This is a genomic window from Rhizobium sp. LjRoot258 (assembly GCF_964254185.1).
GTDB lineage: Bacteria > Pseudomonadota > Alphaproteobacteria > Rhizobiales > Rhizobiaceae > Rhizobium.
The window spans coordinates 1,303,003-1,328,787 of record NZ_CAXUST020000001.1 but is presented as its reverse complement, the minus strand read 5'-3'; the positions used below and the strand labels follow the sequence as shown (position 1 = coordinate 1,328,787).

Sequence of the window (25,785 nt, the reverse complement as noted above, 5' to 3'; positions counted from 1 at the left end):
CAGCGCGCCTTAGGCAATGTCAATGTGGTCGGAGGGAAGAGTTTTCAGTCTTCCTTGGGCCGCTCGATGCGGATCACCTGGGGCTCGCCGACATGATACCCCTCGCCCTTGATCGCGGCGACCGCCTTGCGAACGGAATCCTCCGTCGTCGCATGGGTGACCATGATGATTGTCTGATGATGCGACGGCGCCAAATGCTGCTTCGAGCGCTGAACGATCGACTCCAGCGAGATATGGTTTTCCGCCATGTGGGTGGCGACGCTTGCAAACACGCCGGTGCGATCGAGCACGGTCAGGCGAATGAAATATCCGCCTTCGTGGCTCTGCATTTGCGCCTTGCGGTACGGCTCGAGCGATTTGGCGGGATGGCCGAGAACCGGCACACGCTGTGCGCCGGGACGACTTTTGGCGATGTCGGCGATGTCGCCGAGCACCGACGACGCCGTTGCATTGCCGCCAGCGCCGGGGCCGACCATCAGCAGTTCACCGAGAACGTCGGACTCAATCGCAACGGCATTCGTCACGCCATCGACCTGTGCAATGACAGAATCGACGGGCACCATCGTCGGATGCACGCGCTGTTCAATGCCAGTATCCGTCCGCTGTGCAACGCCGAGCAGCTTGATGCGGTAGCCGAGATCGGCAGCAGCGTGGATGTCCTCGATCGATATGTTGGTGATGCCTTCGAGATAGATGTCGTCGGCTGCGATCTGGTTTCCGAACGCAAGCGTCGTGAGAATGGAGAGCTTGTGGGCCGTGTCATTGCCCTCGATGTCGAAGGCGGGATCGGCCTCGGCATAACCGAGACGCTGGGCCTCCTTCAGGCAATCGGCAAAGGACAGGCCCTCCTTTTCCATCTTCGTCAGGATGTAATTGCAGGTACCGTTCATGATCCCATAGATGCGGGAAATCGTGTTACCCGTCAGAGATTCGCGTAGTGCCTTGATGACGGGAATGCCGCCGGCAACGGCTGCTTCGAAGTTCAGCAGCACGCCCTTCTCTTCTGCGAGCGTTGCCAGTTCGACGCCATGATAGGCAAGCAGCGCCTTGTTGGCGGTCACCACATGGAGACCACGCTGCAGCGCCGCGCGCACGGAGGTGTTCGCCGAACCGTCGACGCCACCCATGAGTTCGACGAAGACATCGATGTCGCCCTTCTCCGCCAGGTCCTCCGGCCGGTCGAACCACTCGATGCCGCCGACGTCGATGCCGCGGTCCTTGGTCTTGTCGCGGGCGGAAACGCCCGTAATCAGGATCGCACGCCCGCACGTTGCGGCAAGCTCATTGCTGCGCTGCTGAATGATACGGACAAGCGAAGCACCAACGGTGCCCAAGCCCGCAATGCCGATTTTGAGGGCATCTGCCATGGATCGATCCTGAAATGTGTCATGAAAGGCAGCCGCCGGAGCGGCTGCCATTGAGGGGGATTATATCAGCGATGTGCGTTGAGCGAGATGACGTTGTGCATCGTCTCATCCGCCGTCGACATGAACTTCTTGATGTTGCGAGCAGCCTGGCGAATGCGATGCTCATTCTCGACAAGCGCCAGACGCACGTAGTCGTCTCCCATTTCGCCGAAACCGATGCCAGGCGCTACCGCCACATCGGCTTTCTCGACCAGCAGTTTGGAGAATTCCAGCGAACCGAGATGCCGGAACTTTTCCGGGATCTTGGCCCAGGCAAACATCGTCGCCGCCGGTGGCGGCACCTCGAAGCCAGCCTTGCCAAAGGTATCCACCATGACGTCGCGGCGGCGCTTGTAAACGTTGCGGACTTCCGCAATGTCCGAACCGTCGCCATTCAGCGCGTGCGTTGCCGCCACCTGGATCGGCGTGAACGCGCCATAATCGAGGTAGGATTTGACGCGCGTCAAGGCCGCGATCAGACGCTCGTTGCCGACAGCAAAGCCCATGCGCCAGCCCGGCATCGAGAAGGTCTTCGACATCGAGGTGAACTCGACCGTCACATCCATTGCGCCCGGAACTTCCAGAACCGACGGAGGCGGCTCACCATCGAAGTAGATTTCCGAATAGGCAAGGTCGGAAAGCACGATGATGTCGTGCTTCTTGGCGAAGGCGATGACGTCCTTGTAGAAGTCCAGCGTTGCCACAAAAGCCGTCGGGTTGGACGGATAGTTGAGGATCAGCGCGAGCGGTTTCGGAATCGAATGACGGACGGCGCGTTCCAGCGGCGGGAAGAAGCTTTCGTCCGGCTCGACCGACATCGACCGGATGACGCCACCGGCCATCAGGAAGCCAAAGGCGTGGATCGGATAGGTCGGGTTCGGGCAGAGGATGACGTCACCCGGTGCGGTGATCGCCTGTGCCATATTGGCGAAGCCTTCCTTGGAACCCAGCGTCGCGACGACCTGCGTGTCCGGGTTGAGCTTCACGCCGAAGCGGCGGGCGTAGTAGGCAGCCTGGGCCCGGCGCAGGCCGGGAATGCCCTTGGACGACGAATAGCGATGCGTGCGCGGATCCTGGACAACTTCGCAGAGCTTGTCGACGATCGCCTTCGGGGTCGGAAGGTCAGGGTTTCCCATGCCGAGATCGATGATATCGGCCCCGCCCGCTCGCGCGCTCGCCTTCAAACGGTTGACCTGTTCGAAAACGTAAGGCGGCAAACGCCGGACTTTGTGAAACTCTTCCATTTCTTTCCCCACGGAAATGCGGCCACCACGACCGCGCTCGAAGTTCGTCCTAATTCCCGGCTGTTCGCGATACGAACTTCAGAATCGCCAACGCCGTATTCATCAGACTTGCGTCGCAAGGCATTTCTTTGACGAAAAGCCGTGCTGGCCGCGCATTATCAGGAAAAATTCATCTTCCGCTACTGTCGGAAGGCTTTGCTTCCAAATAGCAGCGAAGGCAAGGCCTAATTGGCGATTTCGGAGAGCGTTTCGGCGCCGTGCTCGGCCGCGAGCTTGCGATATTCCGCAACACGACGCTGATACTCGGCTTCCGAAATGGTGCCGGCCTTGCGCTGGGCGCCGAGTGCGGTCAGCTTTTTCTGAAGCCCGCCGGCCTCATCGTCACTCATCTGAACGTTTGCGGCTGTCAGCGGCGCACCGAATCCCGGGTAACCGTCCTTGTAATGCGAAAGGCCGCTTTCGGTCGGCGCCTCACCCTTTGTCGCGTTCATGACAACGGGCGTCGGCGCCGCTTGCCTGGCCGCGAAGGCGGCCTTTTCCTCAGGCGTTTGCATGCATCCGGCAAGCGTCATGGCCGCGGCAGCGCCGATGAGCGCGATGCGGGTCACGTTTGCGATAATGCGAATGCCGTTTTTCGTCATGTGCCAGAGGTCCCAAATCCTGAGGTGCTTCGACTGTTAAATTCGTCGCCGCCACAAAGCAATAGCACGAGCGAGCGTCAGCGGAACTTGTTTTATCGATCTTTCCAGATGTACAACTCTATTTGCAGGAACATGCTGCCGCCGGAGGAGACGCGTGACCGACAGCAAGCAGGAAAACGGCGACAAGGCAAAGAGCCAGGGCTTTAATGCAAAAGACCTGGATCCCTACCTGTTGAAAGATCCCGAGGCCATGGCGATCAATTTCGCCCGTGCCCTCGAGAATCTCGGCAAGGCGGCTACGGCCTGGCTCGCGCCACGCGAACGTGGCGCGATCGCAGAAAATGCGGCAGAGCCGGTGACCGACATGGTCAAGACGCTCTCCAAGGTCACCGAATACTGGATTTCCGATCCGCGCCGCACCTTCGAAGCACAGACGCAGCTGATGAGCTGCTACTTCGGCATCTGGATGCGCTCGATGCAACGGATGCAGGGCGAAACGCCGGCGCCGGAACCCGACAGCAAGGACAAGCGCTTTGCCGACGAGGATTGGCAGAAGAACCCGTTCTTCGAATTCCTGAAGCAGGTTTACCTGATCACCGCTGATTGGGCCGAAAAGATCGTGGCCGAAACCGAGGGCCTCGACGAGCACACGAAGCACAAGGCCCGTTTCTATGTGAAGCAGATAACGGCAGCACTCTCGCCGACCAATTTCGTTGCAACAAACCCGCAGCTTTACCGCGAAACGATCGCGACGAGCGGCGAGAACCTGGTGCGTGGCATGAAGATGCTCGCCGAGGACATCGTTCAGGGCCATGGCGACCTGAAGCTTCGCCAGACCGACATGACCAAATTCGCCGTCGGTCGCGACATGGCGCTCACCGCGGGCAAGGTGATCGCGCAGAACGACATCTGCCAGATCATCCAGTACGAGCCAACGACCGAGACGGTGCTGAAGCGCCCTCTCCTCATCTGCCCGCCGTGGATCAACAAGTTCTACATCCTAGACCTTAACCCACAGAAATCATTTATCAAATGGTGTGTGGAGCAGGGGCAAACCGTTTTTGTCATCTCCTGGGTCAATCCCGACGCGCGCCATGCTCAGAAGGATTGGGCGGCCTATGCGCGCGAAGGCATCGACTTTGCCCTCGACACGATCGAGAAGGCGACGGGCGAGAAGGAAGCAAACGCCATTGGTTACTGCGTCGGCGGCACACTGCTTGCCGCAACGCTGGCATTACACGCCAAGGAGAAGAACAAGCGGATCAAGACCGCCACTCTCTTCACGACGCAGGTGGACTTCACTCATGCCGGCGATCTCAAGGTCTTCGTCGACGAGGAGCAGTTGGGGCGGCTAGAGGCCCATATGGACGAGATCGGCTATCTCGACGGCTCGAAGATGGCGACCGCCTTCAACATGCTGCGGGCCTCGGAACTGATCTGGCCCTATTTCGTAAACAACTACCTGAAGGGCCAGGAACCGATGCCCTTCGACCTTCTCTTCTGGAACGCCGATTCCACTCGCATGGCGGCGGCGAACCACGCCTTCTACCTGCGCAATTGTTACCTCAGGAACGCACTGACTGCGAACGAGATGATTCTCGACGGTCAAACGCTGTCCCTGAAGGACGTCAAGATTCCGATCTACAATCTCGCCACCCGCGAGGATCACATCGCGCCGGCCAAGTCGGTGTTTCTCGGCAGCCAGTTCTTCGGCGGCAAGGTCGATTTCGTGCTGGCGGGCTCCGGTCATATCGCCGGGGTCGTCAATCCGCCGGACAAGAAGAAGTACCAATACTGGACAGGAAGCGCTGCAAAAGGCGACTACGACGCGTGGCTTACCGAAGCGACCGAGAATGCCGGCTCGTGGTGGCCACACTGGCAAGCCTGGATCGAGGCGAAGGACGGCAAGCGCGTGCCCGCCCGCAAGCCGGGCGGCGCAGCGCTCAACGCCATCGAAGAGGCGCCGGGAAGCTATGTGATGGAGCGCGTCTGAGCGCTATGTTCCTGCGCGGCGTCGTCACTCCAGGAAGATCAGGCTCGCCGGTGATGGTGGCAGCGGTTTCGTAACGACGTGACGAAAACCGGCTGACTTGGCCATATCGGCAAGCTCCCGCTCGGTGTAGGCGTCGCCCTTCGGCGTCGTCGCCAGCATGACCATGGCAAAGGCAGCCGGAAATTCGGGCGACACACGATCCTCGTTCGGAACGAACTCGACAATCGCAACGCACCAGGCTGGCACGCGCCTTCTTCAAGAGCGTGATGCAGCCGTCGACGTCGAAATGATGGAGGAAGTTCGGCAGCAAGATCAGATCATAGCCGCTGCCCCAATCGACCTCGAAAGCGCTGCCGGGCTGGAAGGTGAAGCGCGCCGCCACCCCCGCATTCGTCGCATTCTCCTCAGTCACCGCAAGAACCGGCTTCCAATCGAGAGCGACTACGCTTGCCGATGGCGATACTTTCGCGATTTCAATACCGAAAGCGCCGGGACCGGCGGCAATGTCCAGCACCTTGCTTGGCGGCTTTGACCATGTCGCCACGTCCGATGCCAAGGCCTTAGCGCTTGCGCCGGTGAATGCCCCCATGGCTCTGGCAAACTTGACCCATACGGGATTATCCGGCGCCACGTTCGCCAAGCCGACGGAGCCGCCATTACGAACATACGCGGCCGGGTCGTCTAGGAACAACGACACCATTTGCGGAGAAGCCAGGAAATCGATCGCTGCTCCCATATAGGCAGGCGAACGCCGATCGAGAAAGATCTGGCTCGACGGCGTCAGCCCGTAAGTCTCGCCGCTCTTCGTCAGGAATCCCGAAACCACCAGAAAGTCGCAGAGAATACGCACTCCGCGCTCGGCGCAGCCCAATTCCGACGCGAGAATTGTCGCCGTGCGGCCTTCCGCGCCAAGTTTCGTGAAAAGATCGAATTCGATTGCCGCCTTGATCGCGGCCGTTTTCCGAAATGCGAACATCGCATCGACCAGCAAGGCCGGCGAGATTTCTTCATGCGCCACTGGATGTGTCGACGACATTGGCTTTTCCTCCCCACGCGGAGTTCCACGACGGGAGGCATTCATAGCAGAATCCGCATTCTTCGACACCTCATGACAAAGGAGGAGGCCGGCAAAATCGGACCGCGGAGATGCGCTGAAATCCCTGCATCCAAATTCGTGCGGGGTGAGCGATCACGTAAAGGAATTGGTTACCATAATTCGCCATTCTATCAGGCGACCGGACATATTAGCGGGCCGCAATTTAGCCCTGATGCTCCTATACCGGCCCCGGCGAAGAAAATATCAATCTGTCAGTACCGCCGGCCTAGTAACGAGTTGTGAAAGACAAGTGTTATGGCGTTTGCGGTCGATGTGTTTAGCAATAGCAGGCCCATAGGTACGTCCATTTCTCGCTTCGATCGCTCTTTCCGCTTTCTCTCAGGTGCAGCTCTTATCGGCGCGGGCTTTGCCGCTTCAGTTTGGGTGGTCGCCACAGTCGCTACCATGCACATGGCCGCGCCGGCTCCGCATCCGAGCGTCGCTCCGCTTGCCGACGTCGCGCCTGCAGCCACTGCCATCGCCAAGACCGATCCCACGCAGCGCCTCGTTCACGTCACGAAATTCTCGCGGTTGCGCATGAGCACGGAGAGCGAGCTAGCACTGGCAAGGGGTGCCCACGTGGCTGCTCCGTCCGCTGCGCTGGCAGCAGCATTCGTCGGGCAGTCCGAACCTCTCGCTCTTTCCGAAGCCTCTCCGAATAAGCCACCGTCAATGGTTGTCGCATCAACAGCACCTGCCCAGCCGGCCCGCGCGACCAAGGACGACGCCGTGATCGCCACGCCGGTCGCTGCCGCCTCGGCTGATCGCATCATCATCCCGTCGAAGGGAGAGGTTGCAGCCGCTGAAGGACCGGCTCTGCTGGCGCTCGCAGCGCCCCTGGCCGACGCCAAGGCAGAGGTCCCGGCTGCCGCCGCCAAGCCGGGTCCGGTCGAAATTGCAAGTCTTGCGCCGACCGAGCAGCCTGCGTCCGCGACGGCCCAGCCGTTCGATCTCGTGCTGAGCGGCAGCGACACGTCGATCCCCTTGCCGATGGCCCGGCCCGATGGCCTGAACAAGCGGGCCGCGCCCGACGATCGCAACGCCCCGGCAGAACCCGTATTGGCCTATGCACGGCCCGATGCCGGCGCTTCGGATGATGACGACGACGCCATGCCGACCTTGAAGAAGGGACTTTCGGGGCCCATCGCCCGCAATGGCGTCGCCGTCTACGACATTTCCGCCAACATGGTCTACCTTCCGAACGGCGAACGCCTGGAGGCCCATTCCGGCCTCGGCAAGATGCGCGACAACCCGCGCTATGTGCATGCCAAGAACCGCGGACCAACCCCGCCGCATACCTACAATCTGACGATGCGCGAAAGCCTGTTCCATGGCGTTGCTGCCATCCGCCTTAACCCCGTCGGTGGGGCGGGCTATGTCTACAACCGCGTTGGCCTGCTTGCGCATACCTACATGCTCGGCGCCCGCGGCGACTCCAATGGCTGCGTATCCTTCAAGGACTACAGGCGTTTTCTCGCCGCCTTCAAACGCGGCCAGATCCGTCAGCTGGTGGTGGTCACGAGCATGCCGAACAAGCCGACGTCCACCTTTGCCTCGCTGTTCTCGTCGCGCACCTAATCAGATCGTAGTCAAATACGACGCGCTCGATTTTCCTCGCATCGCGCCGCCATGCCATCCTCTCCTCGTCAAATCTTCGGATACACCGCAAGGCGTTGCGGCGAGACGGGACCGGCGCTGGATGATGGAGAACGACGCAGGCTCCTTCATCCCGGGGTTCGCAGAAATGGTCCCTCCGGAGATGGCGGCGGCAACGCCGAGTTTCGCTGCGGACGTGCCTGCAAGCCACACAAGGTTCCCTAGAGGAGCAACTCTCCTTTGCGGCGAGGCGATAGCCTTCGCCGCTGGGGGTAGCAAGGGGACTTAAGTTGCGAAGCACAAACCGCCGAACGGGGCGCTGGGAAGCGCCATATGTTTTTTACTCTAGCGGGGCAATTTCCACCGTCCCGTCCGAGTGGCATGCATCTCAAACCACGGGCCGAAAGGATCGGATGACGGCTCGATCGAACACACCCTGGTACGGTAGAAATGACATCCACCCCATTGATCGCGATGGACGAACCCGGCATAGCTGCATTATGTACCAGAATGACAATCGCTAAGGCCATGCAATGGTGAATTATATCGAAGCCTCTTCCGCACCATCGAAGAATACGGGCGCAATCAGGCTCTACGGTCCCGAAGCTTTCGAGGGAATGCGCAAGGCTTGCCAGCTGACGGCGCGTTGCCTCGATGAGTTGGCTGCTGTCGTCAGGCCCGGCCTGCCGACCGATGCAATCGATCGCTTCGTGTTCGAGTTCGGCATGGACAACGGTGCGATTCCGGCGACCCTTAACTATCGCGGCTACACGAAATCGACCTGTACCTCGATCAACCATGTCGTCTGCCATGGTATTCCGGATGCAAAGCCGCTGCGCGAGGGCGATATCGTCAACATTGACGTCACCTACGTCGTGGATGGCTGGCACGGCGATTCAAGCCGGATGTACCCGGTCGGCACCATCAAGCGCGCCGCTGAGCGGCTGCTTGAAGTGACCTACGAATCCCTCCTGCGCGGTATAGCAGCCGTTCGTCCCGGTGCTCGTACCGGCGCGATCGGAGAAGCCATCCAGACATATGCCGAAGCCGAGCGCTGTTCCGTCGTGCGTGACTTCTGTGGTCATGGCGTAGGCGCGCTCTTCCACGACTCCCCGAATATTCTACATTATGGCCGCGCAAGCGAAGGGCCGGACCTGCGCGAGGGCATGATCTTCACCATCGAGCCGATGATCAATCTCGGCCGGCCGCATGTGAAAGTGCTGGCCGACGGCTGGACTGCCGTCACGCGCGACCGCTCGCTTTCGGCGCAATACGAACACACGGTCGGCGTCACCGCCGACGGCTGCGAGATCTTCACGCTTTCGCCCGGCGGCCTCGACCGACCAGGCCTTCCGTCTCTGAACCGATAAGCGGTTGATGACGAAGGGTCCTGTTTCGCACTTCAGCGACGCCGAACTGCCCTTCGCCAACAGCGATGGAAGCGACGAACGCTCTTTCATTGCGAACGTTCTTTCTTTGCGGAACAGGCCGCCAAACCGGCATCGCTGGCAAAACAGGCCGGCCTCTCCGCATCGCTTGGCAAGGAAGGCACTACCGTGGACGCCGGGAGGACTGCGCGACCGCTTTCGCCGGCATGGCGACACCGCGCTTGCCGATTATGAGCTGCTCGAATTGCTGCTAGCCAGACTGATCCCGCGGCGCGACACCAAGCCGACCGCCAAAGCTCTGCTCGAACGCTTCGGTTTGCTCGCTGCCGTCTTCGGCCCACCTGAAGAGCGAACTCCAAGGCAAGCAGCTCCTGTCGTCCTGGTCGTCGGTGATCCAGTACTGCCACGCAGCGATGACGCACGAGACACGTGAGCAGTTCCGCATTCTCTTTCTCGACAAGCGCAATGCATTGATCGCTGACGAAATTCCGGGACACGGGACGGTCGATCATACGCCGATCTATCCGCGCGAGGACGTGCGGCGGGCGCTGGAGCTTTCGGCCGGGGGCCTGATCCTGGTCCACAACCACCCCTCGGGCGATCCGACGCCGTCGCGAGCCGATATCGATATGACAAAGATGATTGTCGACACGGCAAAACCGCTCAGCATCACGGTCCATCATCACATCATCATCATCGGCAAGGACGGTCACGCGAGCTTCAAGGGGCTGCGTCTCATATGGGAGCCAAATCCGCTTCAGGTGTCCGTCAGGTTTGGGTGGCAAAGCGACGACGCTGCAACCATCCTGCTCCGAGACCTTCATGACGACGACGATTGCTTCTCGCCAATTTCCTCGCTCCAGGAAGGCAGCACTATGCTTTCTCACCCCGCTCTTTCTCATCGTTGGCAGCTATGCTCTCTATTTGAAAGCCACGAACAACTTCCACACGGTCGTCGCCGGCGAAGTCTACCGTTCGTCGCAACCATCCCCGCAAGCTATTGCGGATCTCGCACAGCGGTATGGGATCAAGACCATCATCAACCTGCGCGGCCCGAGCAACAGCCCGGCATGGCACGCCGAAGTCGAGCAAGCGAAGACGCTTGGAATCGAGCATATCGATTTCCCGATGTCTGCTTACAAGGAGCTTTCTCCAGCACGCGCGGAGGAATTGATCCAGGTCATGAAAGACGCTCCGAAGCCGCTGTTGATCCATTGCCTCTCGGGCTCGGATCGCACCGGGCTCGCATCGGCCCTCTATCTGGCGGCGATCAGCAAAACGAACGAGAACGTCGCGGAAGGGCAAATGTCGATCATCTATGGCCATATTGCGCTGCCGATTAGCCGCGCCTTCGCCATGGACCGCACCTTCGAGAAGCTGGAACCCCTGCTTGGCTTCCGTGAATCCTGATATTCTCCCTTAAAATATTCTGCAACATTGACCTGCTACCCGTGGACGCGCGAGATATTGCGTCGCAAAAATGATTCCAGCTTTCCAATCGGGGCCAGCTTAATGTTCCAGTACGATCTCGTTGTTGTGGGTAGCGGTCCGGCAGGCCGCCGCGGCGCAATCCAGGCCGCCAAGCTCGGCAAGAAGGTTCTGGTCATCGAACAAGGCAAGCGCGTCGGCGGCGTTTCGGTTCACACCGGTACCATCCCCTCCAAGACGCTGCGCGAAACGGCGCTCAATCTCTCCGGCTGGCGCGAGCGTGGTTTCTACGGCCGGTCCTATCGCGTGAAGGAAGAGATCAGCGCGGATGACCTTCGGCGCCGCCTGCTGATCACCCTTGATCACGAAGTCGAGGTGCTTGAACATCAGTTCGCCCGAAACCGCGTCCAGCACATCAGAGGCAAGGCAAGCTTCGTCGACCCGTCAACGATCGAAGTCGTCAAGGACGATGGCGAAGTCGTCAAGGTCACGGGGGCCAGCATCCTGCTTGCGGTCGGCACCAAGCCGTTCCGCCCGGACTACATCCCCTTCGACGGCAAAACGGTACTCGACAGCGACGAATTGCTCGACATCGAAGAACTGCCACGCTCGATGGCCGTGGTCGGCGCAGGCGTCATCGGCATCGAATATGCGACGATCTTCAGCGCGCTGGATACCGCAGTGACCGTGATCGATCCGAAGCCGACGATGCTCGATTTCATCGACCGGGAAATCGTCGAAGATTTCACCTATCAGCTGCGTGATCGCAACATGAAGATCCTGCTCGGCACCAAGGCCGACACAGTGACGCGCCTCGACAACGGCAGAGTTGAACTGAAGCTCGACAATGGCCGCCACATGGTGACCGACATGGTTCTGTTTGCCGCAGGGCGCATGGGCGCGACCGACACGCTCAATCTGGACGCAGCCGGGCTCGAAGCCGATAACCGCGGCCGCCTCAAGGTCAACCCGGAAACCTTCCAGACATCCGTGCCGAACATTTATGCTGCCGGCGACGTTGTCGGCTTTCCGAGCCTTGCCTCCACCTCGATGGAACAAGGCCGCATTGCCGCGCGCGTTGCCGTTGGCGCGGTCGCGAAGGAGCCGCCGAAATACTTCCCCTACGGCATCTATGCCGTGCCGGAGATCTCTACCTGCGGCCTGACCGAGGAAGAGATGAAGGAGCGCGGCATTCCATACGAGTGCGGCATCGCGCGTTTCCGGGAGACCTCGCGCGGACACATCATGGGGCTCGACACCGGACTTTTGAAGTTGATCTTTTCTTTGAAGACGCGCCGGCTGCTCGGCGTGCATATCGTCGGTGAAGGGGCGACCGAGCTGGTGCACATCGGCCAGGCCGTTTTGAACCTCAAGGGCACCGTCGAATATTTCGTCGAGAACACGTTCAACTACCCGACACTCGCCGAAGCCTATAAGATTGCTGGTCTGGATGCGTGGAACCGGATGGGCGATATCAAGTCGGAGCTTTGATGTTGTCGCATACGGTGACAGCGCCGACCTCCAGACGACTTTCTTAACGAAAACAATGACATAAAAATCGAGCAAAATCCGCTCGACCTGACTTATTTGTGTCGGATAGCACCGGTAAAAGCTTTGCTTGTATAATCCACCGCGTCTGGTAGCGTCCATTTTCGGGGATTCCTCTTACCAGCGAGCGACCGTGCAAGATCTGTCCAAGACTGCCGAACGGAATTTTCAGCTGATCCTGATCAAGCCGTCGCACTATGACGATGATGGCTATGTGATCCGCTGGTGGCGGGCGATGATCCCGTCCAACTCCTTGGCTGCGATCTATGGAATCGCGTCCGACTGCGCAGAACGCAAGGTATTGGGGGCAGAGGTCGGGATCGAGATCACAGTCGTCGACGAGACGAACACGCGGGTCAACATCCCGGCACTGCTCAAGCGACTTGCGCAACATGACAATTTCGGGATGGTCGCCTTGGTCGGCGTTCAGTCGAACCAGTATCCACGGGCACTCGATATCGCGCGCCCCTTCCGCAAGGCCGGCGTACCGGTTTCGATGGGAGGCTTTCACGTGTCGGGCTGCCTCGCCATGCTCGACGGCAAGGCAGTCGGCTTGGATGCATGTCGCGAGATGGGTATTTCGATGTTTGCCGGCGAGGCCGAAGGCCGCCTGGACCGCGTCCTGCAGGATGCCGCCAGCGGCAAACTTGAGCCGCTTTACAATTTCATGAATGACCTGCCGAGCATCGAAGGTGCGGCCGTCCCCTTTCTGCCGAAAGCCAATGTCGCACAGACGCTTGGCCTCAGTACCAGCTTCGACGCCGGCCGCGGTTGCCCCTATCAATGCTCTTTCTGCACGATCATCAATGTGCAGGGGCGCAAGTCGCGCTTCCGATCGGCCGATGATGTCGAAAAACTAGTGCGGATGAATTGGGCGCAAGGCATCCATAAGTTCTTCATCACCGACGACAATTTCGCGCGCAACAGGGATTGGGAAGCGATCTTCGACCGGTTGATCGAACTCCGGGAGAAGGACGGTATTCCACTTGGATTGATGATCCAGGTCGACACGCTCTGCCACAAGATCCCGAACTTCATCGAAAAATCCAAGCGCGCTGGCGTCACGCGCGTCTTCATCGGGCTTGAGAATGTAAACCCCGACAATCTGACGGCGGCCAAGAAGAACCAGAACAAGATCACCGAATACCGGAAGATGCTGCTCGCCTGGAAAGCCCAAGGCATCATGACGCTCGCCGGCTACATCCTTGGTTTCCCGGCAGACACGCCGGAGACGATCCGGCGCGACATCGCGATCATCCAGCATGAGCTTCCCCTCGACGTCATTGAGTTCTTCGTGCTGACGCCGCTGCCGGGCTCGGAAGATCATCAGACATTGTGGAAGAAGGGCGTCGAGATGGACGCCGATCTCAACATCTACGACGTCGAGCACGTCTGCACTGCGCATTCGAAGATGAGCAAGCAGGAGTGGGAAAGCATCTACCAGGAGGCCTGGTCGCTTTACTATTCGCCAGAGCATATGAAGACGCTGCTGCGCCGGGCTGTGGCTACCGGCGTGCCGCTCGCCAGCCTCGTCAAGATGCTCGTGTCGTTCGCCACGACTGTCCCTCTGGAGAACGTTCATCCATTGCAGAGCGGCCTGCTGCGTCTCAAGCATCCATCCGAACGCCGCCCGGATCTTCCCAAAGAAAGCGCTGTTACCTTCTGGCCACGGTTCATCTGGGAAACGGTCACCAAGCATTTGTCGCTGGGCGCCACCATCGCCGGCCTCGCAACGAGCGCCTTCTTCATAGCCCGTGACAAGAACTCGAAGAGTTACATGGATCAGGCACTGACACCGGTCGGTGACCACGAGGATGAAACGCTCGAACTCTTCACGAAAACGGCGGGCGGCCGGGCCGCGGTCTCGCACATCCACCGGGTCGCCGAGCTAACCCATGCCCACAAGGCAGTCTGACGCGCCCGTGCTGTTTGGTTGGGCGCGTTGAGATCCATCAGCGGACCGGCGCTCTTAGTTTCGCGCGGGTAATTTCACGACGTCCAGCAGCGCAGCAGCCTGCAGCGTGTCGACGAATTCCACGCATTCCTTCAGCTTGCCGTTCTCGAAGGTCATTTTGTCCATGATCTCGGTGTCGTATTCCGTCGCGCCAAAACGCATGCGTCCCATACGGTGAATCAGCGCAACGTCGCCGTCAACATGGATGGACACAAAATCGATCCCTCTCATATCCCAATTGTCGATCAAGTATTGCATCGTCACGCGAAGCGCGGCGGCGCCGACAACAGGATCCGTCAAAGGCGCAAGGTGCTGGTTCCCGACGACACGGAATAGGCAATCGTCATCAAGGAAAGACATCAAACTCTCGAGATCGCCCTCCACCCGCGCACGATAGATCCGCCGCACCAGGTCCCTAAGGTCATCATTGGAAGACATTGCCAAATCCCCCTCTTGCAATGCTCCAGTCTGCGTCTGTTCAGGCGAAACTGCAACTAATTCGTGTAACAACTCCACTTTCGACGTAGCCCAGTCGCGCCGCACCGTTGCGGTAGAAACAAAAAAGCCCCGCACGAGGCGGAGCTTTCATGAATTCGGCAAACCGAAGATTACTCGGCGCCTTCCTCGGAAGCCTTCTTCTTCGGAGCAGCCTTCTTCTTCGGAGCGGCAGCTTCTTCGCCTTCAGCGGCTTCTGCCTTGGCAGCAGCCTTCTTCTTCGGAGCGGCTTTCTTGGCATCCTTTTCAGAAGCTTCGCCTTCCTCGTCGGCGAGCAGCTCTTCCTTGGTGACCTTCTTGTCCGTGACATCGATCTCGGTCAGCAAATGGTCGATGACCTTTTCTTCGAAGATCGGAGCGCGGATCGAGGCAGCCGCACCCGGCTGGCTGCGGAAGAAGTCAAGGATCTGCTTTTCCTGGCCCGGATACTGACGCAGCTGCTCGTAGATGGCGCGCTGCATTTCGTCTTCACTCACTTCAACACCGGCTTTTTCGCCGATTTCGGAGAGAACGAGGCCGAGGCGAACGCGACGCTCGGCAAGCTTCTTGTATTCTTCGCGAGCCGCTTCTTCCGTCGTGTCTTCGTCCTCGAAGGTCTTGCCGGACTGGGCGAGATCGTTGGCGACCTGGTTCCAGATGCCGTTGTACTCGGCGTCGACGAGCGAAGCCGGGGTATCGAACTTGTACATCTCGTCGAGCTGGTCGAGGATCTGACGCTTGACCTTCTGGCGGGTCATCGAGCCGTACTGCGACTCGATCTGACCGCGGACGATTTCCTTCAGACGGTCAGCCGATTCAAGGCCGAGTTTCTTCGCCAGCTCGTCGTTTATTTCAACGTCGGCCGGAGCAGCAACGTCCTTGACGGTGACGTCGAAGGTGGCGTCCTGGCCAGCCAGGTTCTTGGCCGGATAATCGGCCGGGAACGTGACGGTGATGGTCTTTTCGTCGCCAGCCTTGGCGCCGACCAACTGGTCTTCGAAGCCAGGGATAAAGCGGCCGGAACCGAGAACGAGTTCAGCGCCCTGATCAGTGCCGCCATCGAAGGCTTCGCCAGCAACCTTGCCGACGTAGTCCATCGTGATGCGGTCGCCGTTGGCGGCCTTGCCCTTCTTGGTCTCGTAGGAACGGGCGCTTTCAGCGACCTTCAGAACCTGCTCGTTGACTTCGTCTTCCGAGATGTCGACGACTTCGCGGGTGATCTTGATACCCTTGTTGGACTTCAGCTCGATCGGCGGCAGAACCTCGTAGGAGAGCGTGAACTCGAAATCCTTCTGAGCGGCGAGGATCTGTTCTGCCTCGTCCTTGTCTTCCGTCATCGCGATTTCCGGCTGCGTCGCGGACTTTTCGCCGCGCTCTGCGAGGATGGCGGTCGGCTGCTCGCGGACAATCTCGTTGACGAGGTCGGCCATGATGGACTTGCCGTAAACCTTCTTGAGGTGAGCGGCCGGAACCTTGCCCGGACGGAAGCCGTTGATGCGGACCTTGTCCTTCACGTCGGCAAGACGCTCATTCATCTTGACTTCCATGTCCTTGGCCGGGATTACGACCTTGATTTCGCGCTTCAGCCCTTCAGCGAGCGTTTCGATAACCTGCATGTCTTCCTACCTTCATTTCGTGGCGGCCGTGCCCAGACGCCGTTCGTTTCGATGAGCACGACGCCGGGAAATTGCCGAGCGTGGCTTGTTCTCAATTCTTATTCATTCCGCCCCTGGCGGAACGGCGCTCTGCTTCCGGGTAATCGAGGGACACCGGTTTCCGATCCCCCCGCCTGCAAGCCAGCTTTTGGTGCGGGTAGAGAGACTTGAACTCCCACGCCTTGCGGCACCAGAACCTAAATCTGGCGTGTCTACCAATTTCACCATACCCGCGTTCGCAAAAACCGCATGCATATGCCTGCACATGAGGCCTTCCGGAGCGCGGCGTCTCTATAACACCCGATTTGGTAGAGGCAAAGGAAAAATGAAGGGCAAATGACAGTGATTTCGCCCGCAGTGGCGGGCTTCCACACCATTCGGCCTTAACTCAATAAAGAGGCTCGTCGTAAGCAGGCTTGCCGTCCACGAGCAGGCTGCGTATCTGCGGCGTCCCATCGGGAGCGACGCGAATGGCAACAGAGACGTCACCGTCCTGGCGGGCCTTCTCCAAAGCCGTGCCCTGGCCTTCGGGAACGTAGTAGCGTTCGATGCCGTACTCGACGCGGATATGGTCGGCGGAATTGGCACCATAACTATAGAAAGGTCTGCTGTGGAGAACCACGGTGCCCGGCTGCTCCGGCAGACGTTCGAACGATGATTCGACAATGTCCCAGAAGCCGCCATCACCAGCCTTCAACCGCACCCAAAGGCTCTTCTTGCCCTGATCCTGCGGCACACCACCAACAATCGACGCGACCGGGACCGAGGATATCTCGTAGTTCAGCACCACGTAGTCGCCCCGGAGAAAGTCGCGCGGATCAACGGGGGCAGTTTTTAGAAGAGCGTCGGCGCCACTTCGCAGGATCGATGCGCGGCTTTCTATCACATAGCCAAGAACGGCGGTCTGCAGGGCAGCAACGACGATTGCAGCGGCAATGTAGCGGCGCCCTGAGCCTTGCATTGAAAAAATGCTCACTGGCTTGCCTCCGGGGTTCTCATGGCAAATCGGCGCTCGAGGCGAATGACGATCCATGCAACGGCTGCAACGAAAAGCCCCGAGAACAAGAAGAGGCTCGATGTGCCAAGAATCGATCCGACGGTCACCGATGCAAGGTAGAGCATCTCAATGGCAAACGCCGTGTAAGCCAAATAGCGCACCGCGCCATTGTTCCGGCCTTGGAGCGCAATCGCAAGGACCGCTGCCCCGAGCGTCACGAGCGCCAATGTTACGAACTGCCAGCCATGCTCGAGTTCAACATGCAGGAAGAACAAGCCAATCATGGCGACAAGGAACGTGTAGAAGGCAGGAGCGGAACCGGCACTTCTGATGAGCGTGGAAAGGCGCGGCTGCGGTAGACTGACAAGCACGAAAGCCAACATGCCAGCAATGGCATAGACGAGCGCGAGCCAGAAATTCTCTTTCACCGCATAGAGCCAGGTGAGCCAGCCGACAAGCAGCAGATATGCCAGATGACGGACACGATCAGCGCCGGTGAAGCGCACGAGACCAATGACCACTGCCGCCATGAGCGGCACGACCCAAGGATCGAGGCCGACCCAGCGCGTGTCGTAGGTATCGAGATAGGCGGCAAAGCTGCCCCAGGACAGAAAGCCCGCCACCGCGGCGACGACGCCGGAGCGGAACAGCACCGCCGAAATCACCGCCATGGCAAACCAGAGATACATCACCGTCAGCTCGTCTCCCGACAGATGATACATCTGCCCGACCAGCGAAATTGCTCCGCCAAAAGACAAGGTACCGATCACCAGGAGCCCGCCCGCAGCCGCCATCGCACCGCGCCTCAGCATAACCGCCGCACCGAGATGCACGGCCCAGATGATGACAAGAATGACGGCGACGCGCACAAGGCGTGGAATGGCTTCCCAGTTCGAAGCAACGACCAGCAGGATCGCCGCCCCAAGTAGGATTGCCGCAAGGATCATCAGTACTCTGCCGAGGCTGAAGCTTGCCGGGCGTGCATCATACTCACTCAGCAGCCCTCGTGCGGTCGCCTCCGGCAAAAGCCCCTTTTCCACCCAAACGGAAAGATCTCGTTCCAATCGACCGCGGTACATGCCCTACTCCGACAAACGCGCGATGACGCGCTTCTTCTTTGCTTTATAGCCACTGATAGTGCGCGAGGGAAATATTCCCATACGAATTCCTCATTGGGCGAATTTGGGGGGCTCATTAACCGATCAACAACGTCAAATCGCGAATATATAGTCTATGCTCACTAGCCATGCCCTCCGCGCATGGGTATCATGAACATACTGCACTGCAATATCTCGATCAGGCATCCTATATGTTTGATCATAAGACAGGGGATGGCGCCCCTGCCCCGCTTTTCGGGAAGCCTGCGAAGATGATCTTCGTAACAAAATTCGGAGAAGCGCACTCCTCCTCCCAGCGCCCTCCGATGGACTGACAACACTCCTCCTCCCAGTTGTCAGTCACCCTAATGACGCCCACCGGATCCTCCCCCGGTGGGCGCTTGGTTTTCCATAACCGACAATATCACAAGTCTGGTTTTCCAGTGCCTTCAAGGCAGCTGCGCCGATGCCTCTCCCCGCACCCAGCGCCCGACCAATGGCCTAGTGGCAAGTTCATCGGATGCAGAAACGACCTCGCAGCCACTGCCGACGGCCCCAAACCTGCGTGCGTCCTCCTTGAGGTCGCCAACCGCATATATCGGCCGGCGTCGGTCCCTGGAGGCGAAAAGGCAGGCACGAGCCGATCGGCGGCAAACCATTCTGCCTAATGATTGACCAAATACTGGCTGCATCGCGTAAAGAACGGCGTGAGATCTGCATCCAACGCATAGGTGGTCTGAAATCTTGTGTCTGGCACGACTTCGCAGTGCAACATATATTCTGGTCATCAAATAGAGGTCAGCGCCGATCGGCGGCAGCTGGCAAATCACAAGCCCTAGGAAAGGGGATTAAAATGAACTTCTCACGCTCTTTCAACAACTGGCGCAAGTACCGTCAGACCGTTACCGAACTCGGCCGCATGACCAACCGCGAATTGCACGACCTCGGCATCGACCGCTCTGACATCCATCGCGTTGCTCGCGAGGCTTCTGCCCGCTAATCCAAGCGATCCGCTATCCTCCCAAGCAGATCGCCTTGACAAAACGCCCGCTGCCCTTGGCAACGGGCGTTTTCTTTTATCCGGCTCCCAGCTTCCGCAATGGTTGCGGTCATTATGACCTCCCTTCTTGTCGCGCCCAGAAAGTAATCACTGCATCCGGAATGAGCATCACATGCACAATTGCATAGCAGATGCCTTTTCTTTGCACTGCACAATACGACAGGGAACGCCTATATGAATGTCAACGACGAGGCGGCGATGGCGCCGCTCTCGACGGTCATTCTAAGGAAGACGAACATGAACCCGATCCGCATTGCAAAGAGCTGGATTAGCTACCGCCGCACGCTCAGCGAACTTGGTAACCTCTCCAACCAGACGCTCGCCGACATTGGCGTTAGCCGCTACGACATTCGCAACATCGCTTCCCGCTCGTTCCGCTAATAGCGGCGAGCGTGAAGCTTCCAAGACGGCGCCTCGGGCGCCGTTTTTGATTCCGGGCCTGTCGCTATGAGCGACACCGTCAACGCGATACGACGGCGAACCAAATCCCTGGGCCCGAATCGCTGCACCGATGCGAACGCGCGGCACGGCGGCCAGGTACGGTCTTGGCTGGCCTGTTGATACCGTGATTTTCGGCCATTCTTTAGGGTGGACTAATATTAACCATTATGAAAGTATCCCGCCGTTGCCTAACGGAGACATGCGTGATGTGCCGATATAATCTTCGCATGGAGGACGGTTTGTGGACCGTCGTCGACGCCACGACACAGCAGCCGGCCGAACTGAACGACGTGCAGATGGCTCGGATGACGTGGCGCGAAGCATGCGACATGGTCGATATCCTGAACAATCTCGATCGAATAAGCTTCATGTCCAAACGATACGAAGCCTCCGCTAGGACAATGGCTTGAACGTCGCGGATGCCACAATGCGGCATCGTGCTGATCCCGGCAGTTAGAGTCTGAGCGTCTTTATCTTCTGAACCGCGACATCAACGAACGCGCGCGTCTTGGCCGAGACGTGCCTGCCCTCCACATGAACGACGTGGATCGGCAGTGGCTCTTCCTCATAATCCTCTAGCACTATTCTCAGCCGACCGGCAGCAAGATGCTCCGCCACCTGATAGGACAGGGTCCGTGACAGGCCCCATCCAGTCACCGCCGCTGCAATCGATGCGTCGACAGTGTTGCAGTACATGCGCGGATGAAGCTTGACGGGCGTATGGTTGGGCGAGAAGTGCCAGTCCAATGGCGCAGACGAGCCCGTGTTGACGATCGTGACGTGTTGGGCCAGGTCGGCTGGCGTTGCCGGTTCGCCGTGACGTTCGAAGTAGGCCGGCGCTCCGCACACGACGCGGCGCACGCTGCCGACCTTTATCGCCTGCTGATCCGAGTCCTGCAGGTGGCCGATGCGGATTGCCACGTCGATGCCCTCCTCCACAAGATTGACCATCCGATCGAAGAGAAGGACGCGCCCGGTGACGGCCGGGTGCATGCTGAGAAAGTCCGTCATAATCGGGATGATATAGATCTGACCGAACAGAACCGGCGCTGTGATGGTCAGGATTCCCGATGCGGTTGAATGAGATCCACCAGCCGAGGCTTCCGCCTCGTCGATATCACTGAGGATCCTTCTGCAGTCGTCGGCATATCGGCTACCCGACGGCGTCAGCTTTACTGAGCGCGTGGAGCGGACGAAGAGCCGCGCGCCTGTGGCTTCCTCCAGAAAAGCGATCGCGCGTGTGACCGCCGGCGGGCTCATGTGAAGCTGGCGCGCTGCCTGCGCAAAGCTCGCCGTCTCGGCGACCTTGACCACAACCCTCATGCATTGAAGCCGATCCATCTGCTCGCCCGTAATATTCCGCCAAATGAAATAGTTTCTTTCATCATATCGCAATTCAGCACGCAGGCGGAAACAATTATTGTCTGGTCACCTCAACACGGAGACCACACCCATGAAGCTCTACTCGCATCCTCTCTCGGGCCATTCCCATCGCGCCCGCCTCTTCCTGTCGCTTATTGGCGTCGACGTCGATGTCGTAGAGGTCGATCTTGCTGCCAGGGAGCACAAAAGCGCCAGCTTCCTTGCTCTCAATCCGTTCGGACAGTTGCCCGTGCTGGAAGATGAAGACGTCATCATCAGCGATTCCAACGCCATCCTCGTCTACCTCGCCAAGAAGTACGCGCCCGAGGGATGGCTCCCGGAGGACCCGGCAGCTGCAGCGGCGGTCCAGCGCTGGCTATCGGTCGCTGCCGGCGAGATCGCCTATGGCCCATGTGCGGCAAGACTTGTGACGTTGTTCGGAGCGAAGTTCGACTCCGTGGACGTGATCGCGAGAGCGCATCGTATCCTCCAACTGATCGATGACCGCCTGGTTGATCGCGAGTGGATCGCCGCAAACAGGCCGACCATCGCCGATGTCGCCCTTTACAGCTACATCGCCCGGGCGCCGGAAGGAAATGTCGACCGGTCCGCCTACCGTAACGTGACGGCATGGCTTGAGGGGATTGAAGCCCTGCCCGGCTTTCAACCATTCCAGAAATCGCCAGTCGGCATTGTCGAGGCGGCTTGAGGCGTTCCATCGCGCTGCGGCCGACCACAATCCGAAAGGGAGCCCGTTATGCCTATCGAGGCACAAAGCACCAAATCCTCTCCTTGGCATGCCGGGGAGATCGCACTACAGGAAAAGGTCGGCGTCGCCCAGCGAATGGACGAGGTTGGCCGGCGCGTGCTGCGAGATCACCTGATCGATCAACACCGCCAGTTCTATCCGCAGTTGCCCTTCATCGTCCTGGGAACGGTAGATGCGGACGGCAATGCATGGGCAACGCTACGTGCCAATCGTCCGGGTTTCCTTGAGAGCCCGGACATCCATACGCTGAGCGTCCGCCTTCCGCGTGAACACCTTGATCCGGCCGACGCGGGAATCGACGACGGCAAGGCCATCGCCATGCTTGGCATCGAACTCCACACCAGCCGCCGCAACCGGCTGAATGGTACCGTCCATAGAACGCAGCAGGACGGCTTCGATGTGCGCGTCGGACAATCGTATGGAAACTGCCCGCAATATATCCAGCGGCGCGATTTCGACTTCGCGCGGGACCCGATGGAGCGTTCAGGCTACGACCCGGTCCATTTCGACAGCCTTGATGGGCGTCCCGCCGAAATGATTGCTAAGGCAGATACGTTTTTTGTCGCCTCCTACGTCGACCGCGAGGATGGCGAGCGCCAGATCGATGTTTCGCATCGTGGCGGCAGGCCGGGTTTCGTACGGATCGGCGAGGACGGCGTTCTGACGATCCCGGACTTTGCCGGCAATCTCTTCTTCAACACGCTCGGCAACATCCTCGCCAATCCGCTGGCGGGGTTGGTCTTCGCGGATTTCGAGGCCGGCGATCTACTGCAACTATCTGGCGATGCGCAGGTCATCCTGGAATCGCCGGAGATTGGCGCCTTCCAGGGTGCTGAGCGACTGTGGCGCTTTCGCCCGACGCAGATCGTCTACAGACAAGAAGCGTCGCCGCTTCGCTGGCGTCCGCGGACCGATGGTGCATCTCCCAATTCTCTGATGACCGGCAGCTGGAATGAGGCCGCCGCGCGGCTTCGCGCGACAGCCGTCGCCAAGAGCTGGCGGCCCTTCCGCGTCGCCCGGATCGTCCAGGAGAGCGCGAGCGTGCGCTCGTTCTATCTCGAACCGACAGATGCAGGCGGGATCCTTCCCCATGTCTCCGGGCAGCATCTGCCTGTGTGCATCAAGGTGGAGGGATCGCAGGTACCCGCAGTGCGCACCTATACGATCTCCTCGGCGCCCTCCGATGGTGTGTATCGCATCAGCGTCAAGCGCGAGGGACTTGTCTCGACGCGTCTTCACGACGCCATCCGAGAAGGTGACATCATCGAGGCCCGCGCGCCTGCCGGTGCGTTCACGATCAACGCCACAGAGAGACGTCCTGCCGTTCTGCTGGCCGCCGGCATTGGCATAACGCCATTGCTCGCCATGCTCCGGCATGTCGTCTACGAAGGCTTGCGCACCCGCCGGATGCGACCGACGTGGCTGTTCTACTCCGCACATAGCAAGTCGGAGCGTGCATTCGATACCGAGCTGCAGGCACTCGCCGCGGCATCCGGTGGCGTCGTCAGGCTGGTCCGCCTGCTCAGCGATACCTTTAATACCGTCGCTGGCGAAGACTACGAACAGCAGGGGCGCGTCGACATGAACCTGCTGACCACAGTATTGCCATTCAACGACTATGATTTTTATCTGTGCGGTCCAGCAGGCTTCATGCAGTCCGCGCACGACGGCCTGCGCGGGTTGAATATTGCCGATAACCGCATCCACGCCGAAGCGTTTGGATCGGCGTCTCTCCAGCGATCGGGGGATGAAGCCAAGCGGCCGCCAGCGCGCGCCGCCGCTGGCGAACCGCAGCCAGTGTATTTCATGCGCTCAGGCAAAGAAGCGCCCTGGGAGCCAGGATCAGGCACTTTGCTGGAGCTTGCCGAAGCATGTGGCTTGGCGCCTGATTTCAACTGTCGCCTCGGCAATTGCGGGAGCTGCAGGACGAAGATATTCTCCGGCGCTGTCGCCTATATCAAGGAGCCGACCGCCGACGCCGCCGATGACGAGGCTCTGATCTGCTGTGCCGTGCCGGCAGCGAACGACACAGGCGCTCGGCTGGAACTGGATATCTAGGAGCATCGGCGCCTGCATCGAACGGTCGTCAATTCTTCGGTTTCCTGTGCCGGTCCAGCGTGGTAATCAGCCGCGCATGAACAAAACCTTTTCCCATTCTCCCATCCATGTGGTCGGCGGCGGGCTCGCTGGCTCAGAGGCGGCCTGGCAGATCGCAAACGCGGGCGTGCCCGTGATCCTGCACGAGATGCGTGGCGTGCGAGGCACCGACGCTCACAAGACCGACGATCTGGCCGAGCTCGTTTGCTCCAATTCCTTCCGGTCCGATGACGCGACCAGCAACGCGGTCGGCGTCATCCATGCCGAGATGCGCTTGGCGGGATCGCTGATCATGGCCTGTGCGGACAAGCACCAGGTCCCGGCCGGCGGCGCATTGGCTGTCGACCGCGACGGATTTTCCGAAGCCGTCACCAAGACGATCCACGAGCATCCGTTGATCACAGTCGTTCGTGAAGAAGTGACCGGTCTGCCGCCGAAGGAATGGGATCTTGCAATCGTTGCGACCGGCCCCCTGACTGCGCCATCCCTTGCGAGCGCCATCCAGGCCGAGACGGGTGCGGATGCGCTGGCCTTCTTCGATGCGATTGCGCCGATCGTTCATCGCGACAGCATCGACATGGATACCTGTTGGTACCAGTCCCGCTACGACAAGGTCGGCCCGGGCGGCACCGGCAAGGACTATATCAACTGTCCGATGACCGAAGAGCAGTACAATGCTTTCGTGGATGCCCTGATTGCCGGTGATACGGTCGGGTTCAAGGAATGGGAAGGGACACCCTACTTCGATGGCTGCCTTCCGATCGAGGTGATGGCAGAGCGCGGTCGCGAAACGCTGCGTCACGGCCCCATGAAGCCGATGGGCCTGACCAATGCGCACAACCCGACGGTAAAGGCCTACGCTGTCGTGCAGTTGCGGCAGGACAATGCGCTCGGTACGCTCTACAACATGGTCGGCTTCCAGACGAAGCTGAAATACGGCGCCCAGGCAGAGATCTTTCGCATGATTCCGGGACTTCAGAATGCCGAATTCGCCCGCCTCGGCGGCCTTCACCGCAATACCTACATCAATTCGCCGACGCTGCTCGACCCGTCTCTGACGCTCAAGTCACGCCCGGGCTTGCGCTTTGCCGGACAAATCACCGGCTGTGAAGGTTACGTCGAAAGCGCCAGTGTCGGTCTTATGGCAGGCCGGTTTGCCGCTGCCGAGCGGAAGGGAGAAGCGGTATCGCTGCCGCCCGCAACCACGGCGCTGGGCTCACTGCTCGCCCACATCACAGGCGGTCACATCGTCAATGACGAGGAGCCTGGCAAGCGGTCGTTTCAGCCGATGAACATCAACTTCGGCCTTTTCCCCGAACTCGAGCCCGGTTCGATCGTCAAGCCCGAGGGCGTGAAGCGCTTCCGCGGCAAGGATAAGACCATCATGAAGCGGCAGCTGATCGCGAGGCGCGCCCTTGCCGATTGCGCAAACTGGCTCGGACTCGACATTAAACTCGCGGAGAGTGCATGATCGGGCCGCGAGTATCAGCATTCTCTATGCTGGTATCGGCCAAGGGCCGCGGCGGTTGTCAAAATCGA

At 59.6% G+C, this 25,785-nt stretch carries 20 protein-coding genes, 1 tRNA gene and 2 pseudogenes; 13 read left to right on the top strand and 10 right to left on the bottom strand.

Going from position 1 to position 25,785, the window contains the following annotated elements; translation table 11 throughout:
- Positions 1-44 precede the first annotated feature (44 nt).
- The 3 genes from ACSQ9D_RS06695 to ACSQ9D_RS06685 form a co-directional block, all read right to left on the bottom strand.
- Entirely contained in the window at positions 45-1,367 is a 1,323-nt protein-coding gene (locus ACSQ9D_RS06695) for a homoserine dehydrogenase (RefSeq protein ID WP_037117758.1), read from the bottom strand.
- A 65-nt stretch (positions 1,368-1,432) separates the two neighbouring features.
- A complete protein-coding gene (locus ACSQ9D_RS06690; protein ID WP_024314005.1) occupies positions 1,433-2,650 on the bottom strand; it encodes an LL-diaminopimelate aminotransferase in 1,218 nt (405 codons plus the stop codon).
- Positions 2,651-2,874: 224 nt separating this feature from the next.
- On the bottom strand, positions 2,875-3,291 hold the full coding sequence (locus ACSQ9D_RS06685) for a hypothetical protein (protein WP_037117757.1): 417 nt from the start codon (positions 3,289-3,291) through the stop codon (positions 2,875-2,877).
- A gap of 154 nt (positions 3,292-3,445) precedes the next feature.
- Between ACSQ9D_RS06685 and phaC the strand changes: the two genes are divergently transcribed.
- On the top strand, positions 3,446-5,284 hold the full coding sequence (gene phaC, locus ACSQ9D_RS06680; protein WP_436281601.1) for a class I poly(R)-hydroxyalkanoic acid synthase: 1,839 nt from the start codon (positions 3,446-3,448) through the stop codon (positions 5,282-5,284).
- Between the two features lie 24 nt (positions 5,285-5,308).
- Here phaC and ACSQ9D_RS06675 read toward each other — a convergent pair.
- Positions 5,309-6,320, bottom strand: a pseudogene (locus ACSQ9D_RS06675) (methyltransferase family protein).
- A gap of 315 nt (positions 6,321-6,635) precedes the next feature.
- On the opposite strand from ACSQ9D_RS06675, the gene ACSQ9D_RS06670 reads away from it, so the two are divergent.
- From ACSQ9D_RS06670 to ACSQ9D_RS06645, 6 genes and pseudogenes are all read left to right on the top strand, one after another.
- Positions 6,636-7,958 carry a tlde1 domain-containing protein gene (locus ACSQ9D_RS06670; RefSeq protein WP_436281600.1) on the top strand — a complete coding sequence of 441 codons (1,323 nt, stop codon included), beginning with the start codon at positions 6,636-6,638 and terminating at the stop codon, positions 7,956-7,958.
- Positions 7,959-8,509: 551 nt separating this feature from the next.
- The gene (gene map, locus ACSQ9D_RS06665; protein ID WP_037117748.1) at positions 8,510-9,346 is read left to right on the top strand and encodes a type I methionyl aminopeptidase; all 837 of its coding nucleotides are present in this window, start codon (positions 8,510-8,512) and stop codon (positions 9,344-9,346) included.
- A 7-nt stretch (positions 9,347-9,353) separates the two neighbouring features.
- Positions 9,354-10,104, top strand: a pseudogene (locus tag ACSQ9D_RS06660) (JAB domain-containing protein); the annotation flags it as partial.
- Between the two features lie 82 nt (positions 10,105-10,186).
- Complete coding sequence (locus ACSQ9D_RS06655; protein WP_436281599.1) at positions 10,187-10,774, top strand: dual specificity protein phosphatase family protein; 588 nt, start codon at positions 10,187-10,189, stop codon at positions 10,772-10,774.
- 102 nt (positions 10,775-10,876) lie between these two features.
- Positions 10,877-12,283, top strand: coding sequence for a Si-specific NAD(P)(+) transhydrogenase (sthA, locus tag ACSQ9D_RS06650; RefSeq protein ID WP_436281598.1), 1,407 nt, complete (start codon positions 10,877-10,879; stop codon positions 12,281-12,283).
- Positions 12,284-12,473: 190 nt separating this feature from the next.
- The gene (locus ACSQ9D_RS06645) at positions 12,474-14,255 is read left to right on the top strand and encodes a B12-binding domain-containing radical SAM protein (protein ID WP_436281597.1); all 1,782 of its coding nucleotides are present in this window, start codon (positions 12,474-12,476) and stop codon (positions 14,253-14,255) included.
- Positions 14,256-14,309: 54 nt separating this feature from the next.
- Here ACSQ9D_RS06645 and ACSQ9D_RS06640 read toward each other — a convergent pair whose 3' ends face one another.
- The 5 genes from ACSQ9D_RS06640 to ACSQ9D_RS06620 form a co-directional block, all read right to left on the bottom strand.
- Entirely contained in the window at positions 14,310-14,867 is a 558-nt protein-coding gene (locus tag ACSQ9D_RS06640) for a nuclear transport factor 2 family protein (protein WP_436281596.1), read from the bottom strand.
- A gap of 35 nt (positions 14,868-14,902) precedes the next feature.
- Complete coding sequence (gene tig / locus ACSQ9D_RS06635; protein WP_436281595.1) at positions 14,903-16,384, bottom strand: trigger factor; 1,482 nt, start codon at positions 16,382-16,384, stop codon at positions 14,903-14,905.
- Positions 16,385-16,572: 188 nt separating this feature from the next.
- A tRNA-Leu gene (locus ACSQ9D_RS06630) sits at positions 16,573-16,657 on the bottom strand.
- 154 nt (positions 16,658-16,811) lie between these two features.
- Complete coding sequence (locus ACSQ9D_RS06625; RefSeq protein WP_436283778.1) at positions 16,812-17,384, bottom strand: GDYXXLXY domain-containing protein; 573 nt, start codon at positions 17,382-17,384, stop codon at positions 16,812-16,814.
- An 11-nt stretch (positions 17,385-17,395) separates the two neighbouring features.
- Entirely contained in the window at positions 17,396-18,499 is a 1,104-nt protein-coding gene (locus ACSQ9D_RS06620) for a DUF2157 domain-containing protein (RefSeq protein ID WP_436281594.1), read from the bottom strand.
- Positions 18,500-19,370: 871 nt separating this feature from the next.
- Here ACSQ9D_RS06620 and ACSQ9D_RS06615 point away from each other — a divergent pair.
- From ACSQ9D_RS06615 to ACSQ9D_RS06605, 3 genes are all read left to right on the top strand, one after another.
- Positions 19,371-19,517, top strand: a complete 147-nt coding sequence (locus ACSQ9D_RS06615) for a DUF1127 domain-containing protein (RefSeq protein WP_003558908.1) — start codon at positions 19,371-19,373, stop codon at positions 19,515-19,517.
- A gap of 297 nt (positions 19,518-19,814) precedes the next feature.
- The gene (locus ACSQ9D_RS06610) at positions 19,815-19,958 is read left to right on the top strand and encodes a DUF1127 domain-containing protein (protein ID WP_065814346.1); all 144 of its coding nucleotides are present in this window, start codon (positions 19,815-19,817) and stop codon (positions 19,956-19,958) included.
- Positions 19,959-20,224: 266 nt separating this feature from the next.
- Positions 20,225-20,428, top strand: coding sequence for a hypothetical protein (locus ACSQ9D_RS06605; protein WP_024319258.1), 204 nt, complete (start codon positions 20,225-20,227; stop codon positions 20,426-20,428).
- Positions 20,429-20,471: 43 nt separating this feature from the next.
- Here the strand turns inward: ACSQ9D_RS06605 and ACSQ9D_RS06600 are convergent, their stop codons facing one another.
- Entirely contained in the window at positions 20,472-21,359 is an 888-nt protein-coding gene (locus ACSQ9D_RS06600) for a LysR family transcriptional regulator (RefSeq protein ID WP_436281593.1), read from the bottom strand.
- Between the two features lie 112 nt (positions 21,360-21,471).
- Between ACSQ9D_RS06600 and ACSQ9D_RS06595 the strand changes: the two genes are divergently transcribed.
- The 3 genes from ACSQ9D_RS06595 (at position 21,472) to trmFO (ending at position 25,717) form a co-directional block, all read left to right on the top strand.
- Entirely contained in the window at positions 21,472-22,089 is a 618-nt protein-coding gene (locus ACSQ9D_RS06595; RefSeq protein WP_436281592.1) for a glutathione S-transferase family protein, read from the top strand.
- Between the two features lie 48 nt (positions 22,090-22,137).
- A complete protein-coding gene (locus ACSQ9D_RS06590) occupies positions 22,138-24,207 on the top strand; it encodes a 2Fe-2S iron-sulfur cluster-binding protein (protein WP_436281591.1) in 2,070 nt (689 codons plus the stop codon).
- Positions 24,208-24,283: 76 nt separating this feature from the next.
- Complete coding sequence (gene trmFO / locus ACSQ9D_RS06585; protein ID WP_047517362.1) at positions 24,284-25,717, top strand: methylenetetrahydrofolate--tRNA-(uracil(54)-C(5))-methyltransferase (FADH(2)-oxidizing) TrmFO; 1,434 nt, start codon at positions 24,284-24,286, stop codon at positions 25,715-25,717.
- Positions 25,718-25,785: the final 68 nt, after the last annotated feature.

What these genes read in the sequence shown, in the direction of transcription:
- ACSQ9D_RS06600 (WP_436281593.1), bottom strand. Translation starts at nt 21,359, where the DNA reads ATGGATCGGCTTCAATGCATGAGGGTTGTGGTCAAGGTCGCCGAGACG.
- map (WP_037117748.1), top strand. Translation starts at nt 8,510, where the DNA reads ATGGTGAATTATATCGAAGCCTCTTCCGCACCATCGAAGAATACGGGC.
- ACSQ9D_RS06595 (WP_436281592.1), top strand. Translation starts at nt 21,472, where the DNA reads ATGAAGCTCTACTCGCATCCTCTCTCGGGCCATTCCCATCGCGCCCGC.
- sthA (WP_436281598.1), top strand. Translation starts at nt 10,877, where the DNA reads ATGTTCCAGTACGATCTCGTTGTTGTGGGTAGCGGTCCGGCAGGCCGC.
- tig (WP_436281595.1), bottom strand. Translation starts at nt 16,384, where the DNA reads ATGCAGGTTATCGAAACGCTCGCTGAAGGGCTGAAGCGCGAAATCAAG.
- ACSQ9D_RS06625 (WP_436283778.1), bottom strand. Translation starts at nt 17,384, where the DNA reads ATGCAAGGCTCAGGGCGCCGCTACATTGCCGCTGCAATCGTCGTTGCT.
- ACSQ9D_RS06695 (WP_037117758.1), bottom strand. Translation starts at nt 1,367, where the DNA reads ATGGCAGATGCCCTCAAAATCGGCATTGCGGGCTTGGGCACCGTTGGT.
- ACSQ9D_RS06590 (WP_436281591.1), top strand. Translation starts at nt 22,138, where the DNA reads ATGCCTATCGAGGCACAAAGCACCAAATCCTCTCCTTGGCATGCCGGG.
- ACSQ9D_RS06620 (WP_436281594.1), bottom strand. Translation starts at nt 18,499, where the DNA reads ATGTACCGCGGTCGATTGGAACGAGATCTTTCCGTTTGGGTGGAAAAG.
- ACSQ9D_RS06610 (WP_065814346.1), top strand. Translation starts at nt 19,815, where the DNA reads ATGAACCCGATCCGCATTGCAAAGAGCTGGATTAGCTACCGCCGCACG.
- ACSQ9D_RS06690 (WP_024314005.1), bottom strand. Translation starts at nt 2,650, where the DNA reads ATGGAAGAGTTTCACAAAGTCCGGCGTTTGCCGCCTTACGTTTTCGAA.
- ACSQ9D_RS06670 (WP_436281600.1), top strand. Translation starts at nt 6,636, where the DNA reads ATGGCGTTTGCGGTCGATGTGTTTAGCAATAGCAGGCCCATAGGTACG.
- ACSQ9D_RS06605 (WP_024319258.1), top strand. Translation starts at nt 20,225, where the DNA reads ATGTGCCGATATAATCTTCGCATGGAGGACGGTTTGTGGACCGTCGTC.
- ACSQ9D_RS06655 (WP_436281599.1), top strand. Translation starts at nt 10,187, where the DNA reads ATGACGACGACGATTGCTTCTCGCCAATTTCCTCGCTCCAGGAAGGCA.
- ACSQ9D_RS06615 (WP_003558908.1), top strand. Translation starts at nt 19,371, where the DNA reads ATGAACTTCTCACGCTCTTTCAACAACTGGCGCAAGTACCGTCAGACC.
- ACSQ9D_RS06685 (WP_037117757.1), bottom strand. Translation starts at nt 3,291, where the DNA reads ATGACGAAAAACGGCATTCGCATTATCGCAAACGTGACCCGCATCGCG.
- trmFO (WP_047517362.1), top strand. Translation starts at nt 24,284, where the DNA reads ATGAACAAAACCTTTTCCCATTCTCCCATCCATGTGGTCGGCGGCGGG.